A 15978-nucleotide genomic window follows, 5' to 3' on the forward strand; every position below is an offset into this window, starting at 1 on the left:
GTCAGCCTATGCGCGCCACCCTGAGAGCCGCCGAACGCGGTCAGTCCATCATGGTGACGAACGCCACCCCGATGGCCGTCGCCGCGACGATGCCCCAGGCCGCGACCGAGGGCAGCCAGTACGCGATGAGCACGGCCACCACGCCCACCACGGCGAGCCCGACCAGGCCCGCGCGCCACACGTCGGCGGACTTCGCGTACTTGCGGTCGCGCGCCTGCGCCATCCCGACGAGCACCATGATCAGCCCGCCGAGGATGAACGCGCCCGTCGCGACGAGCCGCCACGTCTCCACGTGATCAAAGTAGCGCCGAACCGCGCGGTTGGGCAGGGTTGACCCAGACGAGACTGGTCCGGACGTCCTCGCCCTCGTCGAAGTAGCGCAGGGCGCTCTCCGGGCTCGCGGTGAGCATCCGCAGGTCGCCGGTGGTCGAGGCGACCTCGGCGTGGTCCTCGAACGCCATGCCCCAGGCCGCGATCCAGTCGTCCTCGTCGTCCTGCTGCACGACCGCGAACAGCTGGGGCGCCAGTCGCTCCACGTCGATGCCGATCATTCGTCCTCGTCCTCCCTGGTGTCGGCGTGGCCCTCGACCACGACGTGTCCCCTTGCCTCGGCCCACCGCATGGCCTGCCAGCCGACGTCCAGCAGCACGACGCCGAGCTGCCGCGCCCACTGCCCGACGGGCTCGGTGTAGTCGGTGGTGCTCCGCCCGCTCGACTCGTCCAGCACCCGCGCGATGAACCGCTTGCACTCGTCCAGCGCTCGCCCGGCCGCCGCCGCCATCTCCAGCTCGTCGCGATCCATCCCCGCCCCGTCCGAATTGCCCCTCCGCTGTAACGAGCCTAACATCTGAACTGTTCACCTCCTTGGTGTTCAGAAGAGTGAAGTCGCGCAACCACGTGTTGCGCACAGTGATTGGAATAGTTGAATGGCGGATGGCACCACGAGGGGCAAGCGCAGGCTGGCCCGATTCATCAAGCAGCTCCAGGAGAAGTCCGGGCTCACCGCCGAGGAGATCGCCAAGCGGACCCGCGTCTCGCGGCCCACCGTCACCCGATTGCTCGCGGGCACACATCTGGCGCGGTGGCCGTCTCTCTCCGTGATCCTCGACGTCCTGGGTGCCACGCCCGAGCAGAAGACCTTCCTGCTCCAGATGTGGGAGGTCGCGGACGTCGACAACGCGTCGGTGGAGTACGCCGCCGCCCTGCCGATCAAGTACCGGCGCTTCCGCATGGACGAGCTGGAGGCGTATCGCGAGCGCACGCTCGACTCGACGCACGTCCACGGCCTCCTGCAAACCGCCGCGTACGCCGAGGCGGTCGCCCGCGCGTCGCACCGGTTGATCACCGGTGACAGCTGGGACCAGACCGCCGCCCTCGAACGGTCGACCCGCCAACAGCTGCTCGACCGCCCGGAGCCGTTCGAGTTCCACGCCCTGCTCGACGAAGCGGCGTTGCGCCGGATGGTCGGCGGTCCCGAGGTCATGCGCGAGCAGCTGGACCACCTGGTCCGGGCGGCGGACCGGCCGAACGTGACGATCCAGGTCCTGCCGTTCGGCATCGGGGCCTACGCCCCGCTGCTCAGCGCGCTGGTGCTGCTGGACTTCCCGGAGGCCGACGCGCCCTGCGCGGCCTATACCGAGGAAGTATCGGGTCTTGCGATGCTGGAGGAGCAGGAGGATGTGGAGCCGTTGGACGGCGTCTGGCGCGACGCGGCGTCGGCCGCGCTCACGCCTGGCGAGTCGATCGAGTTCATCAAGGCCGTTCGGGACACACTAGGAGACCGATGATCGAGCAGACCTGGCGCAAGAGCAGCCGGAGTTCGTCCGCCGCGCAGTGCGTCGAGCTGGCGGTGACCGACCGCGTCACCGGGGTGCGGGACACCAAGAACCGGTCCGGCGGTGTGTTGGTCTTCAAGGCGCGGGCCTTCCGGGCGTTCCTCGCGGGAGTGAAGCAGGGGCGTTGACGGCGCCGCGCACGAAGGGGGGTACTCGGCCGGGTGCCCCCCTGGCCCGTGCGGCTAGGCTGCCCGACATGACCAAGTGGGAGTACGCGACCGTCCCGCTGCTGATCCACGCCACCAAGGCGATCCTGGACCAGTGGGGCGAGGACGGCTGGGAGCTCGTCACCGTCCTGCCCAACCCCAGCGGTGAGCAGCACGTCGCCTACCTGAAGCGGCCCAAGGCATGAGTTGGCGGTCGCGCCTGGCCGAGCTGGGCGTCGAGCTGCCCGCCGTCGCGGCGCCGGTGGCCGCCTACGTGCCCGCCGTGCGCTCCGGGTCGCTGGTGTACACCTCGGGGCAGCTGCCGTTCGTCTCCGGGTCGCTGGCCGCCACCGGCAAGGTCGGCGGTGACGTCAGCCCCGAGGAGGCCAAGGCGCACGCCCGGACCTGCGCGCTCAACGCGCTGGCCGCGATCGACGCGCTGGTCGGCGTCGACGCGGTCGTCCGGGTGGTGAAGCTGACGGGGTACGTGGCGTCCGCCGAGGGGTTCACCGGGCAGCCCGCCGTGGTCAACGGCGCCTCCGAGCTGCTGGGCGAGGTCTTCGGCGAGGCGGGCAGGCACGCGCGCGCGGCGGTCGGCGTGGCCGAGTTGCCGCTGGGCGCGCCGGTCGAGGTGGACCTGATCGTCGAAATCGGGGAGTGAGATGTCCGACACCGTGCACGAGCTGTTGCTGCGGCTGGCCGGCCGGCTGCCCGACGACGTGCTGTGGCGGTTCCGCGACTGGGCCGCGTCGGACGCGGTCGCGGTGCTCGCGCGGGCGCTGCCCCGGACCCTGCTGCACGACCGGCTCGGGCTGACCGACCGCGAGCAGCGCCTGCTCGTGGAGGGCTTGCTGCCGCACGGCGCCGACCTTTCCGCGATCAGTTCCGTCAAGGGGCTGGACGAAGAGCCCGATCCCCGTTACACATTCACCCCGGAATCACCCGAACGGGTGGTCATGGGTGATCCCGCGACCGTAGTGCTCGGCGCGACCCTGCGCGGTCGCCTCGGGGTCGGCGAAGTCCGGTCCACGTGGCGGCACGGCGAGGGCGAGGTCAGGAGGGTCATCCTGGTCACCGCCACGTCCGAGCACGCCCGGCTGGCGAGCGAGCTCCAGCGGGTGCTGCGGGCGCTCGGCGAGCACGACCCCTGCGTGGAGGTCCTGCCCGCCGACCTTGACCTGCCGCCCTACCACCGGGTGGCGTTGGCGGCATCGGAGCTGGTGTGCACCGGCGCCGAGGCCGACGGGCACCTGGTGCCCGTGTAGAGCGCTCGTCGCTGCCGCGCGGGCCGGAAGGAGAGCAGGCGTGACGAACGACGGAGTGGGGCTCACCGTCCGTTTACACGACCTCCTGTTGGCGCTGGCCGGACGCGTCGACGACGACGCGTTGACCCAGGTCCGGGAGCTGTTGGCGGTCGCCGAGCTCGACCGCGCGGTCGAGCTGCTGGTCGGCTGCCTCCTGGCGGGGCGCATCCCGGTCTCGGTGGACGAGCGCCGCGAGATCGGCCGGCTGCTGGGCGAGGTGCGGTCCGACGGGTCGCTGGCGGACCGGCTGTTCGCCGTCGAGTCGGTCCCGGTGCCGCGCCACCGGTTCACCGCCGAGTCCGACCCGGCCGAGGGGCTGGCCGAGGTGCTGGGCAAGACGGCCTCCGTGCTGCCCGACGTGCGCTCGGTGCGGGTGACGTGGCGCTCCAGCCCCGCCGGCGCGACGCCGGGCCCGCTGCCGCAGCGGGTCGTCCTGGTGGAGATCGGGCCGGCCGGCTTCGCGCCCGCCACGGCCTACCGGCTGGACACGGTGCTGCGGAAGGCGGGCATCCGGGCGGCGGTGGAGGTGCTGACCGCCGGTGCGCCGCTGGGCGACTACCACGCGGCGGCGGTGACGACGGCCCGCGAGGTGTTCTTCCAGACCGCCGCGCCGCCGAGCGCGTCGCAGGACCCGGTGACCTGGTTCGCCGGGGCGGAGGTCCGGGACGAGGCACCGGTGGTCGAGCCGGCACCGGTGCCCGTGGAACCCGAAACCGGCTCCAAGCCCCGTCGGGCGCGGGTTGACCCGTTCGAGGGGGCGCAGTTCGAGGGGGCGCAGTTCGAGGGGGCGCAGCCCTTCCCGCCCAAGCCGGTGAAGCGGCTGCCGGTGCGGGACCTGCCGGCGGAGCCGGTCGTGGTGGCGGAGCCGGACGAGCCGCGACCCGGCGACCACCGCGCGCCCGCCGAGCACGCGGTCGACCAGGCGGCGGTCGAGCAGGTCGGCCGGACCGACCACGCGCCGGTCGACCACGCGCCGGTCGAGCACTCGGTGGTCGAGCACGCGCCGGTCGAGCACTCGGTGGTCCAGCACGTGTCGGTCGTCGACCTCGGGACCGCCGAGGAGCCGCCCGCCGACGCCGAGCCCGGTCGCGAGCCGCACCGGGCCGACCACGAGGCGGAGCACGGCGACCAGCACCGGGCGCAGGAGGAGCAGGGCCAGGCGCACCGGTCGCCGGCCGAGGAGCCGCCGCTGCTGCGGTCCGAGGTGACGACGGAGCTGGGACCGGACGACCTGGCGGCCCTCCAGGCCGCGCTGGCCGACGGTCAGGCGCCGGCGTCGGCCGTGCCCCTGCCGCCGACCGTGGACGCGAAGCTCAGCGACCGGGAGCGGGCGCTCCTCCAGCAGTTGCACGAGGAACTGGCCCAGCGCGAGCAGCAGCCCTGGTCGTCGAGCCCGGAGTTCGTGAACGGCGTGCGCAAGCCGAACAACGGGAACTACTCCGGCTGAACCGCCGCGCCGGCCGCCCCGCTCTCCCGAGGGGGTGGCCGGCGCGTTCCCGTCACCGCGCGGCTTCGGCCTTGCGCCTGGCCTGGTCGATGACCCGTTGCAGGTGCAGGCCGCGGTGGACGTCGCACCGGTGCGCCCTCGCGCCGCTGTCCACGAGGGCCACGAAGTCGTCCAGCAGGTTGGTGTAGCACTGCTGCGCGTCGGTGCCGCGGTCGGCGAGGACGCGGTAGCCGTGCTCGCCGTAGACGCTGACCTCCGACACGCCGGGGTTCAGCGGCAAGGCCATGCTCAGCGACACGCTGCTCGTCGCGCCGCCCTCGTGGCCGAAGACCAGGTGCCACAGGCCGGTGTCCGAGCGGTGCGCGGCGATCACGTCGGTGATCCGGCCGAGCGCCGCGTCGAGCAGGTCGATCGCGTGCGGGCCGATGTCGTCCAGCGGACCGCGCTCGTGCCGCCAGGGCGACCGGGAGTACGGGCCCTCCAGCAGCGCGCCGTTCAGCCAGCGGACGTTGCCGCCCGTCCAGCCGCCGGTCTCGCGCAGGTGCGCCAGGTGCTCCTCCGTCTCGGGGGCGAACCGCCTGGTGAGCATGACCAGCGAGGCGACCCCGGCCTCGTCGACGGTCCGGGCCAGCCGTTCCGCTTCGTCCACCGTGGACGCGACGGGCTTCTCCAGGATGACGTGCTTGCCCCGGCGCGCGGCCTCGATCGCGATGTCCGCCTGGATCGCCGGCGGCACCGCGAACGCGACGGCGTCCACCGAGGACAGCAGTTCCTCCGGGGTCTCGGCGACCGCCGCGCCGTGGGGCAGGGCCAGTTCGGCGGCGGCTTCCGGGCGGCGGGCCCACACCGCCGCCAGCCGGGTGCCGGGGTGGTCGGCCAGACCCGGCGCGTGCACCGAGCGCGCCCACGGTCCGGCTCCGACGAGTCCTACGCGCAGCTGTTCGTCCACGGCGACCATGCTGTCACCGGCCGCCCCCGTAGGCCGAGGCCGGGACGAAGATCCGCCCGCCGTTGTCGAACCGGAGCTCGACGCCGTCCGGCCGGCGGTCGACCTCCGGCGAGTGGCCCCAGCCGTTCGGGATCTCCACGACGTGCCCGCGGTCCTCCGCCCGGCCCAGCCAGACCTCGTGGTCGGGCAGGCCCAGCAGGGTGTCCGACCGCTTCACCCAGACGCCGGGCTCGCCGGGGTCGGAGCTGATCGTCGAGGTCGTCGGCAGGAGGAGGACCACCAGCAGGACGGCGGTCAGGCCGGTGCCGACGATCGCGCCGAGGACGAACAGCAGCACTTTCGCCAGTCGGCCCCTTGTCGTGGTGTCCACGGGGATCATCATCGTCGTAGGCTCGGTGGCGTGCGCGAGCTGCCCGATGACCTGGTCCTGCCGCCGGGGGTGGTGCCCGACGTGGCGCCCGAGGTCCCCGTGACGCCTCGGGACGCCGCTACCGTGATGCTGCTGCGCGACGGCGACGCGGGCGTCGAGGTGTTCCTCCAGCGGCGCGTGCAGGGCATGGCGTTCGCCGGCGGGATGACCGTGTTCCCCGGTGGCGGGGTCGACCCGAGGGACGCCGACGCGTCCATCGCGTGGGCCGGGCCGCCGGCGGAGTGGTGGGCCGAGCGGTTCGCGTGCCCGCCGGAGACGGCGCGGGCGCTGGTGTGCGCGGCGGTGCGGGAGACGTTCGAGGAGTCCGGCGTGCTGCTGGCCGGCCCGTCCGCCGACGCCGTCGTGGCGGACACGTCGTCGTACCTGGAGGGACGCCGGGCGCTGGTCGCGCGCGAGGTGTCGCTGGCCCGGTTCCTCGGCGACGAGGGGCTGGTGCTGCGGGCGGACCTGCTGCGGCCGTGGGCCAACTGGGTCACGCCCGTCGAGGAGCCCCGCCGGTACGACACGCGGTTCTTCGTGGCCGTGCTGCCCGGCGGCCAGCGGGCCGACGGGTGGACCACGGAGGCGGCGGACGCGGTGTGGCAGTCGCCGTCGGACGCGCTCGCGGACTGGCGGGACGGGCGGCGGATGCTGATGCCGCCGACCAGGGTGGTGCTGTCGGAGCTGGCCGAGTTCGCGGGGGTGTCGGACGTGCTGGTCGCGCCGCGCGCGGTGGAGAAGATCGTCCCGAAGGTCGTGCGGGACGGCGACGAGGTGCGGGTGGTCCTGCCGTGAGCCCGGCGTACGGGCAACTGCGCGAGGTCACGCCGTTCGCGTCGGTGGTGCTCGCGGAGAACCCCTCGGTGATGACCCTGGAGGGCACCAACACCTGGCTGCTGCGCGCGCCGGGGTCGTCGTCGTGCGCGGTGGTCGACCCCGGACCGCTCGACCGCGGGCACCTGGCGCGGGTGGCGGCGTGCGGGCCGGTGGACGTCGTGCTGCTGACGCACGGCCACGCGGACCACTCGGAGGGCGCGGCGGAGTTCGGGGCGCTGGTCGGCGCGCCCGTGCGGGCGGTGGACCCGGCGTTGCGGCTCGGGTCGGAGGGGCTGGCCGACGGGGACGTCGTCGAGGCGGGCGGGCTGGAGATCCGGGTGCTCGGTACGCCGGGGCACACCGACGACTCGCTGAGCTTCCTGGTGGGTAACGCCGTGCTGACCGGCGACACCGTGCTCGGGCGCGGGACGACCGTGCTGGACGGCAGGCTGCGCGACTACCTGGAGTCGCTCAAGGCCCTGGCCGACCTGCCGCCGGACACGGTGGTGCTGCCGGGGCACGGGCCGGAACTGCCGGACGTCGTCTCGGTGGCCCGCTCCTACCTGGCCCACCGCGAGCAGCGCCTGGCCCAGGTGCGAGCGGCGGTGACCCGGCTGGGCGGCTCACCCACCGCACGCGAGGTGGTGGAACTGGTCTACGCCGACGTGGACCCGTCCCTGTGGCCCGCAGCCGAGTGGTCGGTCCGAGCCCAACTCGACTACCTGTCCGACACCTGACCCCGCCACCAAGCCCTCACCCACCCCCGCCCGGTCCTCTGACCAAGTCGCCACCTTCACCCACCCCCGCCCAGTCCTCTGACCAAGTCGCCGCCCTCACCCACCCACCTGCTCGCGCGCCGCGCGAGGCCGCGTCGGGGTGTCGCGCCTGATTTCCCGTCGATCACGCTTTTCGATCGACGGGAAATCAGGCGCGACGGCCCGACTCCAGGCGGCCGAGCCCGCCGAGAGCGAAGCCGAGGCAAATTCAACACAGCTCTACGCCCTGCCTCACCGCTCCCGCCCCTGCTCTTCGTCGCTCCTGCTCCTCCTCGCCCCGCTCAGTCCGGGCTCCTGCTCCTCCTCGCCCCGCTCGGTCCCGGCTCCCGCTCTCACTCCACCCTGCGCAGCGGCACCACCAGGTACTTCAGCTCCACCCCGTCCTCGCCCGGCTGCGAGGTGAGGACGGTCGAGCGGAGGCCGTCCTGGATGCGGAGTTCGACCCGACGGCCGCTGAACGCCTTCAGCGCGTCCGCCAGGTACCTGGCCTGGAACGTCTTGGTCACGCGGTTGCCGTCGATGGTGGCCTTGATCGACTCCTCGGACTCGCCGGTCTGCGGGTCGCTGCCGCGCACCCGCAGCTCGCTGTCCTCCACCTGGAGCGTCACGGAGCCGTGCGGGCCCGAGTAGGGCGTCGCCCGGCGCACGGCCCCGGCCAGGGCGTCCGCCTCCACCACCACAGTGCTGTCTATGGCTGCCTCCAGCAGTTTGCGTGCTCGGTCGTCGGGGAAGGGCGCGGCCAGGAGGGTCGTGCTGACGCTGCCGCCCGTCCACGACAGGGCGATGCGGTCTTCGTCCGCGTGAACGGTCACGACAGTGTGCTGCGGAAGGCGCGCCACGTCAGCCATTAGGGCGGCCGGCGCGAGGACGTTCAGGGAACCTTCAGGCGTCCACGGCACGGTCGCGTACGCCATCCGGTAGCGGTCGGTGGCGATCAGCTCGATCCGGTGGCCCGTGCCGAGCATCCGGACGCCGGTGAAGATCGGCAGGACGTCGTCCTTCGACGTCGCGCTGGACACCGGAGTGAGCGCGGCGGCCAGCGCCTCGGCCGGGATCCGGCCGACCGCGGGCGGCAGCGGCGGGACGCCGGGGTGCGACGGCAGGTCGAGCAGCGGCAGGGCGAACCGGGCGGTGGTGGTGCGGACGGCCAGCCGCGACCCCTCCACGACCAGGCGGACCTGCGGGTCGTCGAGGCCGCGCAGGGTGTCGGCCAGTGGCTTGGCGGGCACCACCACCTCGCCGTCGGTGTGGGTGGTGGCCGGGCGGTTCAGGCGCACCGCGCGCTCGCGGTCGCTGCCCGCCAGCTCGACCCCGGCCGGACCGGCCCGCAGCACGAGCCCGGCCAGCACGGGGTCGAGCACCCTGGTGGGGAGGAGGCGGGACACCTCGGTGGCGGCGGAGGCCAGGTCTGCGGTGGTCGCGGTCAGGTCCATGCCGCGGACGGTAGACCCGACCACCGACAATTCCGGGGTCCGCGCTGGTCAGGGCGCGATCAGCGCGAGACCAACTCCACCTCGGCCTGCCGCGGCGACCGCGGCGCGCCGGCCGCGACGGTGCCGCGGAACAGGTACACCAGCGCCGCGATCACGAGACCCGCGCCGGCGGCGGCGACGAACGCCGTCGGCGTGCCGTGCGCCTCGACGAGCTGGCCGCTGACGGACTGGCCCAGCGCCAGGCCGACCGTGACCGCCGTGACGACCCAGCCGAACGCCTCGGTCGCCGTGCCCGCCGGCGCCACCTGCTCGATCGCGGCCGAGTGGGTGGTGGACTGCGGCGTGATCAGGGTGCCCACCACGAGCAGCGCCGCGCCCAGGCCGATCAGCGTCGTCGGGATCGCCAGCAGCAGCGACAGCGCCGCGAACCCGGCCAGCAGCACCGGCAGCCGCAGGTGCATGGCCTTCGGGAACGGCTTCATCGCGTAGAGCACGCCGAACAGCACCGAGCTGACCGACCACACGCTCAGCAGCAGGCCACCCAGGCCGACGTGGCCGGCGCGCTCGGCGGCGGCCGGGACGGCGACCTCGATGAAGCCGATCGTCACGCCGAAGCCCAGCGCGGCCAGCGCCACCGTGCGCATCCCCGGCGACGCGAGCGCGCCGAGCAGGTCGCGGTGGGTCTGCTCGGGCTGCACGGCCCGCACCGTCGGGTTCAGGGCGAACCAGAGCGCGCCGACGACCATCGAGCCCGCGGCGATCACCACGCCGGTGCCCGCCCAGGGCGCGGCGACCAGCAGGCCGGACAGGCCGGGGCCGAGGATGAAGAAGACCTCCATGCTGATCGCCTCGTAGGCGAACCCGGCGAGCCGGGTCGAACCGGGCGGCAGCATCCGCGCCCACAGGGCGCGGGACGCGGAGCCGACCATCGGTTCGTTCAGGCCGACCAGGAACGCGACCGGCACCAGCACCGCCATCGACGCGCCCGCCTCGACGCAGACCACGGCCAGCGCGACGAACACGGCGAACAGCGTCACCGCGCCGAGCAGCGGACGCGTCGGACCGAGGCGGTCCATCAGCCTGCCCTGGATGATCGAACCCACCGAAACGCCGATCAGCGACGCCGCCGACACCACACCGGCCGCCGCGAACGAGCCCGTCTCGCGCTGCACGTAGAGCAGCAGCGAAAGGCCGACCATCGCGATGGGCAGCCGGGCGAGCAGCGACGCGGCCACGGGGCCGCGCATGCCGGGGGTGGTCAGGGCAGCGCGGTAGTCGGAGAGACGGGCGGATTGGGACATGTGTACCAGTATGCCAAGCACTGGTACGGGCGTACCACTGTTTCGGCGGCGACGTCCATCACGCGGGCGCAGTGTTGCGATTGGGTCACAAGAATGGGATGACCGGGTGAAACCAGGCAGCGAAAGCGCTGTACAGAACGTCCTTGAGGGTGAACGGGCTTGAGTTGCGGGGTAGGTGCCGTGCGATCGTGGAAACCACCACCGCGGCATCGTTTCCACGAGGTCAGGTGGGGTAGCCAAGCCTCCTTCCGGCGCCAGAGGGTCGGGGCCTGCGGGCGTCGGAGGTGTGGGAGGCGCGGTCTGTCGGGGGATGGGCCGCGCGACACAAACAAGGCCGGTGCGCCGCGTCGGGGGCGGCGCCCGGTCTTGTTTTTTGTGGGCGGGTGCCGGCGGGGGCGCTAGCGGGAGTGGGGCGCTAGCGGGGCGCGAGCAGGAGCGTGGGGTGGGAGCGGGAGTGGGGCGAGGACGAGCAGGAGCGACGAGGAGCAGGAGCGAGGAGGAGCAGGGCGGGAGCGGTGAGACATGGCGTAGAGCTGTGTTGGATTTGCCGCTCCTCCGTCGCGGCGGCTCGGCCGCCCTGTGGTCGGGCCGTCGCGCCTGATTTCCCGTCGATCGAGAAGCGTGATCGACGGGAAATGAGGCGCGACAACCCGACGGCGGCCTCGCGCCGGGTCTTCGCCCGTCCGGTTACCTGGCTCGGCGGGCCAGGCGTTCCGGGTCCAGGATCAACACGCTCTTGCCCTCCAGGCGGAGCCAGCCGCGGTGGGCGAAGTCGGCCAGCGCCTTGTTCACCGTCTCGCGCGACGCGCCCACGAACTGGGCGATCTCCTCCTGCGTCAGGTCGTGCGTGACCCGCAGCAGGCCGGCCTCCTGGCTGCCGAACCGCTGCGCGAGTTGCAGCAGCGCCTTCGCGACGCGGCCGGGCACGTCGGTGAAGATCAGGTCGGCCAGCATGGAGTTCGTCCGGCGCAGCCTGCGCGCCAGCGCCCGGAGCAGCTGCTCCGCGATCTCCGGCCGGTTGGTGATCCACTGCCGCAGCGCGGGGCGGTCCATGCTCACCGCGCGCACCTCGGTCACCGTGGTCGCGGTGGACGTGCGCGGACCGGGGTCGAAGATCGACAGCTCGCCGAACATGTCGGAGGGCCCGAAGATCCCCAACAGGTTCTCGCGGCCGTCCGGCGACTTGCGGCCGATCTTCACCTTGCCGGACTGGATGATGTAGAGCCGGTCGCCCGGCTCGCCTTCCGCGAAGATCACGTGGCCACGCGGGAATTCAACGGACTCCAGCGTCTGCGCCAGTGCCTCCGCTGCCGCCGGTTCAACCCCCTGGAAAATGCCCGCGCGGGCCAGGGTCTCGTCCACCTCGTCCCTCCTGTCGAGACGCGACGGCTGGTCGAGCGCGTTCCGCCTTCTGGCGGATCAGCGCCTTGCCGTCGATCACTGAGTGCAGTCTAAGCGCTGTGTCTTGGATCGCCTTTCGGCGCGCCGTCGACCCAGCCCCGGACAGCCCGATAAGGCCCACCGGGGGTGACCCCGTGGGCCTCGCCGGTCCTTGCCCCGCTAGCGGCGGGTGCGCCGCTGACGCAGGTTCCTGGCACGACCGCCCAGCCTGCGCAGCCGGAACAGCTCCAGCGCGCGGCCGATGCCGTGCCCGTAGAGCGCCCTGACCTCGTCGGGGCGCGCCGACTCCAGGAACTCTTCGACCTCGTCCTCCTGAACGGCGACGTGGCGGAGACGAGCTTCAACGCGCTCCATGAAGAGCGCGAAGAACATGATCACGATCGGAACGGCGATGACGAACCAGGCAGTCATGATGGCTCCGATCCTTGCGCATCCCCTGTGGACGCGCATCCGAGGGGGTCTCAACCGGCGTGTCGTGCTCGTCTTGTATGGGGACGTGCACCGTGACGCCACGGTTGCTCGCTGTATCAAAAACACCCGGATCCCACACCGAGCGGTTACCCCCACCCCCCCAACCGACAAACCGGTCAACCGGGCACCCCCAGCCGGCCGCCCGACCTCCGGTCCACACCGGACGCCCTCCCTCCACCAACGCCCTCCCTCCACCGCCCCCCTCCCTCCACCCCAGACACGAGCCGTCACCCGCGCCGCGAGGCCGCCGTCGGGTTGTCGCGCCTGATTCCCCGTCGATCACGCTTTTCGATCGACGGGGAATCAGGCGCGATGGCCCGACTTGAGGGCGGCCGAGCCCGCCGTCTGCGGAGCAGCGGCCATCCAACACAGCGCGGCAATTGAACGCAGTAGCCTGCTCGTATGGCGGCTCGTGGCACGGTGAAGAAGCCGGAGACCCCGCTCGGCCGTACCCGGCGGGCGCGGCGGATGGTGCGCATCCTCCAGCAGGGGTACCCCGACGCGCACTGCGAACTGGACTTCAGGAACCCGTTGGAGCTGCTGGTCGCGGTCGTCCTGTCGGCCCAGACCACGGACGTCCGGGTCAACATGGTCACGCCGGCGCTGTTCCAGCGGTACCGCAAGGCCGCCGACTACGCGTCCGCCGACCGCGCCGAGCTGGAGGAGCTGATCCGCTCGACCGGCTTCTACCGGAACAAGGCCGCGTCGTTGATCGGGCTGGGCGCGGCGCTGGTCGAGCGGTTCGGCGGCGAGGTGCCGGGGCGGCTCGAAGACCTGGTCACGCTGCCCGGCGTCGGCCGGAAGACGGCGAACGTGGTGCTGGGCGACGCGTTCGGTGTGCCGGGCATCACGGTGGACACCCACTTCGGCCGCCTGGTGCGCCGCTGGGGCTGGACCGAGGAGGAGGACCCGGTCAAGGTCGAGCACGCGGTCGGCGCGCTGGTCGAGCGCAAGGACTGGACGCTCCTCTCGCACCGCACGATCTTCCACGGCAGGCGCGTCTGCCACGCCCGCACGCCTGCCTGCGGCGCGTGCCTGCTGGCGCCGCAGTGCCCGTCCTACGGCATCGGGCAGGTGGACCCCGCGAAGGCCGAGAAGCTGGTCAAGGGCGAGGAGGCGCCGCACCTGATCGCGCTGGCCGAGCGCGTCCGGGCGGGGGAGAAGCTGGCGTGAGCCGGGGACTGCGGTGGGCGGCCGTCGTGGTGGTGCTGGCCGTCGCCGGGGTGGTGGCGCTCTGGCCGCGCACGCCGGACACCGCGCCAGGCACCGCGCCGGACGGCGCGTCGAGCACCCGGACGGCCCCGGCCAGGGACCTGGCGGCGCTGCGCGAGCAGGCGGCGCTGCGGCCGTGCCCGCAGGGCGAGGGCGGGCCGCCGCCCCTGCGCGGCGTGGCCGTGACGTGCCTGGGTGACGGTGGTTCGCTGGACATGGGCTCGGCGCTGCCGGGCCGGGCCCTGGTGAACTTCTGGGCCACCTGGTGCCTCCCCTGCCAGGACGAGCTGCGGGTGCTGGACGCCTACTCCCGGGAGCCGGGCGCGGTGCCGGTCGTGACGGTGCTGGTGCAGAGCAAGGAGGCGGACGGGCTGGAACTGCTGGCGAAGCTCGGTGTGCGCCTGCCGTCCGCGTTCAGCGAGCCGGACGCGGTGCGGAAGGCGGTGGGCACCCCGCCCCGCCTGCCGTTGAGCTACGTGGTGGGCGCGGACGGCTCGCTCGCGGAGGTCGTCGACCCCATCGTGCTGACCAGCGTGGAGCAGGTGCGCGAGGTGGTCGGGTGAGCGCGCTGGTGAGCGCCGACGACGTCCCCGAGTGGATGAGCGGGCTGGTCAAGGCGACCGCCGAGATCGACGCCCGCGCGTTCACCGGGGTGCGCCCGCCCCGGGACGGCTCCGGTCGGCCGGCGGCGGTGCTGATGCTGTTCGGCGAGGGCGTGGACGGGCCGGACGTGCTGCTGCTGAGGCGCTCGGACACCCTCGGGTCGCACCCCGGGCAGGTCGCGTTCCCCGGCGGGGCCGCCGACCCCGGCGACGACGGCCCGGTGGACACGGCGCTGCGCGAGGCGTTCGAGGAGACCGGCGTGCTGCGGTCCGGCGTCCGCCCGGTGGCGACCCTGCCCGAGCTGTACGTCCCGGTGTCCGGGTTCCTCGTCACGCCCGTGCTCGCGCACTGGGCGGAGCCGTCGCCGGTCGCGCCGGTCGACCCGGCGGAGACCGCCGCCGTGGCGCGGGTGCCGATCGCGCACCTCGCGGACCCGGCGAACCGGTTCCGGGTCGCCCACTCGTCGGGATACGTCGGCCCGGCGTTCGCCGCGCCTGGCATGTTGGTGTGGGGCTTCACCGCGGGCCTGCTCGCCGGGTTGCTCAGGCTGGGCGGCTGGGAACGCCCGTGGGATGCCACCGATGTGCGTGATCTTGAGCTAGCGTTGCGCGCTACGTGACGGGGGGTGGGGCGGCGTGAACTGGGTCGACCTGCTGGTGCTGGCGCTGGCCGCCTTCGCCGCGGTCTCGGGCGCCCGGCAGGGCATGGTCATCGCGCTGCCCGCGTTCGTCGGGGTGCTGATCGGGCTGGTGCTGGGCACGCAGCTCGCGCCGCTGGTGGTCGCCCGGTTCGAGAACGTCGTGACCAAGGTCGTGTTCGCGGTCGGGATCGTCGTCCTGCTGGTGGCCCTCGGCGAGACGCTCGGCGTGTACGTCGGCCGGATCGTCAAGGCCCGCGTGAACTCCAGCCCGCTGCGCGGCGCGGACAACGTGCTCGGCGCGATCGTGCAGGGCGCGGTGGTGTTCGTGGTGGCGTGGATGATCGCGCTGCCGCTGACCGCGGTGGCGGGGCTGCCGTCGCTGGCGAAGGCGCTCAACCAGTCGTTGATCCTGTCGACGGTCGACGACACCATGCCGCAGGCCGCGCGGACGCTGTCGCAGGACCTCCAGGACCTGTTCGACGTGTCGGGGTTCCCGGCGGCGATCGACCCGTTCGACCGGACGCCGCTGAAGGAGGTCGGGCCGCCGGACCCGGCGCTGTCGGCGAACCCGGTGGTGCAGGAGCTGCGGCCCAGCGTGCTGAAGGTGCGCGGGCGCGCGCCGTCGTGCTCGCGCGCGCTGGAGGGGACCGGGTTCGTCGTGTCACCGGAACGGGTGATGACGAACGCGCACGTGGTCGCCGGCACCACCGACGTGACGGTCGAGGTCGGGCGCGGGCAGTTCGACGCGACCGTGGTGTACTACGACGCGCAGACCGACATCGCGATCCTGGCCGTGCCGGACCTGCGGGCGACCCCGCTGGAGTTCCGCACGGACGTGGTCGAGCAGGGCGAGGACGGCATCGTGCTCGGGTACCCGCTGGACGGGCCGTACACGGCGTCCGAGGCGCGGGTGCGGGAGCGCATCCCGGTGTTGCGCGGGCCGGACATCTACGACGCGGCGACCGTGACGCGGGACGTCTACACGGTGCGGGCGAAGGTGCGCAGCGGCAACTCCGGTGGTCCGCTGGTCGACACGCAGGGACGGGTGATGGGCGTCGTGTTCGGCGCGGCGGTGGACGACCAGGAGACGGGTTTCGTGCTGACCGCGCGGGAGGTGGCGGACGAGGTGGCCAAGGCGCCCTCGCTCGTGCGGCGGATCTCCACGCAGACCTGCGCGTCCTGACGGGCGGGCGCTCCCGGCGGTGGGGGCGCGGCGTGGCCGCCGGGCGCTCGGG

The 15978-nt window shown here is 73.2% G+C and carries 21 protein-coding genes; 12 read left to right on the forward strand and 9 right to left on the reverse strand.

Annotated elements, in window-relative coordinates; translation table 11 throughout:
- Window positions 1-40 precede the first annotated feature (40 nt).
- Genes C8E97_RS02950 through C8E97_RS02960 form a run of 3 tightly spaced genes read right to left on the reverse strand, consistent with a single transcriptional unit; the run spans window position 41 to window position 802 of the window.
- On the reverse strand, window positions 41-292 hold the full coding sequence (locus C8E97_RS02950; protein ID WP_121001396.1) for a hypothetical protein: 252 nt from the start codon (window positions 290-292) through the stop codon (window positions 41-43).
- Between the two features lie 4 nt (window positions 293-296).
- Window positions 297-551 (reverse strand): hypothetical protein, encoded by a 255-nt coding sequence (locus tag C8E97_RS02955; RefSeq protein WP_121001398.1) that lies wholly within the window; start codon window positions 549-551, stop codon window positions 297-299.
- Window positions 548-802, reverse strand: a complete 255-nt coding sequence (locus C8E97_RS02960) for a hypothetical protein (RefSeq protein WP_121001400.1) — start codon at window positions 800-802, stop codon at window positions 548-550. The genes C8E97_RS02955 and C8E97_RS02960 overlap by 4 nt, the downstream gene beginning before the upstream one ends.
- A gap of 124 nt (window positions 803-926) precedes the next feature.
- On the opposite strand from C8E97_RS02960, the gene C8E97_RS02965 reads away from it, so the two are divergent.
- The 6 genes from C8E97_RS02965 to C8E97_RS02990 all read left to right on the forward strand — a co-directional run bounded on the left by C8E97_RS02965 (window position 927) and on the right by C8E97_RS02990 (window position 4732).
- Entirely contained in the window at window positions 927-1787 is an 861-nt protein-coding gene (locus C8E97_RS02965) for a helix-turn-helix domain-containing protein (protein ID WP_121001402.1), read from the forward strand.
- Window positions 1784-1963 (forward strand): DUF397 domain-containing protein, encoded by a 180-nt coding sequence (locus C8E97_RS02970; RefSeq protein WP_121001404.1) that lies wholly within the window; start codon window positions 1784-1786, stop codon window positions 1961-1963. Before C8E97_RS02965 ends, C8E97_RS02970 begins: the two co-directional genes overlap by 4 nt.
- A 68-nt stretch (window positions 1964-2031) precedes the next feature.
- The gene (gene sp36 / locus C8E97_RS02975; protein WP_121001406.1) at window positions 2032-2187 is read left to right on the forward strand and encodes a Sp36 family protein; all 156 of its coding nucleotides are present in this window, start codon (window positions 2032-2034) and stop codon (window positions 2185-2187) included.
- Window positions 2184-2642, forward strand: a complete 459-nt coding sequence (locus C8E97_RS02980) for a RidA family protein (RefSeq protein ID WP_121001408.1) — start codon at window positions 2184-2186, stop codon at window positions 2640-2642. Before sp36 ends, C8E97_RS02980 begins: the two co-directional genes overlap by 4 nt.
- A 1-nt stretch (window position 2643) precedes the next feature.
- The gene (locus C8E97_RS02985; RefSeq protein WP_121001410.1) at window positions 2644-3246 is read left to right on the forward strand and encodes a hypothetical protein; all 603 of its coding nucleotides are present in this window, start codon (window positions 2644-2646) and stop codon (window positions 3244-3246) included.
- A 40-nt stretch (window positions 3247-3286) separates the two neighbouring features.
- Window positions 3287-4732 carry a hypothetical protein gene (locus C8E97_RS02990; protein WP_147454982.1) on the forward strand — a complete coding sequence of 482 codons (1446 nt, stop codon included), beginning with the start codon at window positions 3287-3289 and terminating at the stop codon, window positions 4730-4732.
- 52 nt (window positions 4733-4784) lie between these two features.
- Here the strand turns inward: C8E97_RS02990 and C8E97_RS02995 are convergent, their stop codons facing one another.
- Complete coding sequence (locus C8E97_RS02995) at window positions 4785-5690, reverse strand: Gfo/Idh/MocA family protein (protein ID WP_121001414.1); 906 nt, start codon at window positions 5688-5690, stop codon at window positions 4785-4787.
- 4 nt (window positions 5691-5694) lie between these two features.
- Window positions 5695-6063, reverse strand: a complete 369-nt coding sequence (locus C8E97_RS03000; protein ID WP_147454983.1) for a hypothetical protein — start codon at window positions 6061-6063, stop codon at window positions 5695-5697.
- 27 nt (window positions 6064-6090) lie between these two features.
- On the opposite strand from C8E97_RS03000, the gene C8E97_RS03005 reads away from it, so the two are divergent.
- Window positions 6091-6885 carry an NUDIX hydrolase gene (locus C8E97_RS03005; protein ID WP_425470655.1) on the forward strand — a complete coding sequence of 265 codons (795 nt, stop codon included), beginning with the start codon at window positions 6091-6093 and terminating at the stop codon, window positions 6883-6885.
- A complete protein-coding gene (locus C8E97_RS03010) occupies window positions 6882-7643 on the forward strand; it encodes an MBL fold metallo-hydrolase (protein WP_121001420.1) in 762 nt (253 codons plus the stop codon). The genes C8E97_RS03005 and C8E97_RS03010 overlap by 4 nt, the downstream gene beginning before the upstream one ends.
- Window positions 7644-8014: 371 nt before the next feature.
- Here the strand turns inward: C8E97_RS03010 and dnaN are convergent, their stop codons facing one another.
- From dnaN to C8E97_RS03030, 4 genes are all read right to left on the reverse strand, one after another.
- Entirely contained in the window at window positions 8015-9115 is a 1101-nt protein-coding gene (gene dnaN / locus C8E97_RS03015; protein WP_121001422.1) for a DNA polymerase III subunit beta, read from the reverse strand.
- Between the two features lie 59 nt (window positions 9116-9174).
- Window positions 9175-10416, reverse strand: coding sequence for an MFS transporter (locus C8E97_RS03020; RefSeq protein ID WP_121001424.1), 1242 nt, complete (start codon window positions 10414-10416; stop codon window positions 9175-9177).
- Window positions 10417-11103: 687 nt separating this feature from the next.
- The gene (locus C8E97_RS03025; protein WP_015097742.1) at window positions 11104-11778 is read right to left on the reverse strand and encodes a Crp/Fnr family transcriptional regulator; all 675 of its coding nucleotides are present in this window, start codon (window positions 11776-11778) and stop codon (window positions 11104-11106) included.
- 198 nt (window positions 11779-11976) lie between these two features.
- Window positions 11977-12228 (reverse strand): hypothetical protein, encoded by a 252-nt coding sequence (locus C8E97_RS03030; RefSeq protein ID WP_015097743.1) that lies wholly within the window; start codon window positions 12226-12228, stop codon window positions 11977-11979.
- Between the two features lie 462 nt (window positions 12229-12690).
- On the opposite strand from C8E97_RS03030, the gene nth reads away from it, so the two are divergent.
- The 4 genes from nth to C8E97_RS03050 are packed head-to-tail and all read left to right on the forward strand — an operon-like array spanning window position 12691 to window position 15926.
- A complete protein-coding gene (nth, locus tag C8E97_RS03035; protein ID WP_121001426.1) occupies window positions 12691-13461 on the forward strand; it encodes an endonuclease III in 771 nt (256 codons plus the stop codon).
- On the forward strand, window positions 13458-14063 hold the full coding sequence (locus C8E97_RS03040; protein WP_121001428.1) for a TlpA family protein disulfide reductase: 606 nt from the start codon (window positions 13458-13460) through the stop codon (window positions 14061-14063). The genes nth and C8E97_RS03040 overlap by 4 nt, the downstream gene beginning before the upstream one ends.
- A 35-nt stretch (window positions 14064-14098) precedes the next feature.
- Complete coding sequence (locus C8E97_RS03045) at window positions 14099-14722, forward strand: NUDIX hydrolase (protein WP_121010664.1); 624 nt, start codon at window positions 14099-14101, stop codon at window positions 14720-14722.
- Window positions 14723-14738: 16 nt separating this feature from the next.
- On the forward strand, window positions 14739-15926 hold the full coding sequence (locus tag C8E97_RS03050) for a MarP family serine protease (protein ID WP_121001430.1): 1188 nt from the start codon (window positions 14739-14741) through the stop codon (window positions 15924-15926).
- Window positions 15927-15978 lie beyond the last annotated feature (52 nt).

Source organism: Saccharothrix australiensis (genome assembly GCF_003634935.1).
Lineage (GTDB): Bacteria > Actinomycetota > Actinomycetes > Mycobacteriales > Pseudonocardiaceae > Actinosynnema > Actinosynnema australiense.

Excerpts from the sequence above, each read along its gene's own strand:
- C8E97_RS03030 (WP_015097743.1), bottom strand. The coding sequence starts at position 12,228 with ATGACTGCCTGGTTCGTCATCGCCGTTCCGATCGTGATCATGTTCTTC.
- C8E97_RS02985 (WP_121001410.1), top strand. The coding sequence starts at position 2,644 with ATGTCCGACACCGTGCACGAGCTGTTGCTGCGGCTGGCCGGCCGGCTG.
- C8E97_RS02995 (WP_121001414.1), bottom strand. The coding sequence starts at position 5,690 with ATGGTCGCCGTGGACGAACAGCTGCGCGTAGGACTCGTCGGAGCCGGA.
- dnaN (WP_121001422.1), bottom strand. The coding sequence starts at position 9,115 with ATGGACCTGACCGCGACCACCGCAGACCTGGCCTCCGCCGCCACCGAG.
- C8E97_RS02960 (WP_121001400.1), bottom strand. The coding sequence starts at position 802 with ATGGATCGCGACGAGCTGGAGATGGCGGCGGCGGCCGGGCGAGCGCTG.
- sp36 (WP_121001406.1), top strand. The coding sequence starts at position 2,032 with ATGACCAAGTGGGAGTACGCGACCGTCCCGCTGCTGATCCACGCCACC.
- nth (WP_121001426.1), top strand. The coding sequence starts at position 12,691 with ATGGCGGCTCGTGGCACGGTGAAGAAGCCGGAGACCCCGCTCGGCCGT.
- C8E97_RS03045 (WP_121010664.1), top strand. The coding sequence starts at position 14,099 with ATGAGCGGGCTGGTCAAGGCGACCGCCGAGATCGACGCCCGCGCGTTC.
- C8E97_RS03000 (WP_147454983.1), bottom strand. The coding sequence starts at position 6,063 with ATGATGATCCCCGTGGACACCACGACAAGGGGCCGACTGGCGAAAGTG.
- C8E97_RS02955 (WP_121001398.1), bottom strand. The coding sequence starts at position 551 with ATGATCGGCATCGACGTGGAGCGACTGGCGCCCCAGCTGTTCGCGGTC.
- C8E97_RS03020 (WP_121001424.1), bottom strand. The coding sequence starts at position 10,416 with ATGTCCCAATCCGCCCGTCTCTCCGACTACCGCGCTGCCCTGACCACC.
- C8E97_RS02980 (WP_121001408.1), top strand. The coding sequence starts at position 2,184 with ATGAGTTGGCGGTCGCGCCTGGCCGAGCTGGGCGTCGAGCTGCCCGCC.
- C8E97_RS02965 (WP_121001402.1), top strand. The coding sequence starts at position 927 with ATGGCGGATGGCACCACGAGGGGCAAGCGCAGGCTGGCCCGATTCATC.
- C8E97_RS02970 (WP_121001404.1), top strand. The coding sequence starts at position 1,784 with ATGATCGAGCAGACCTGGCGCAAGAGCAGCCGGAGTTCGTCCGCCGCG.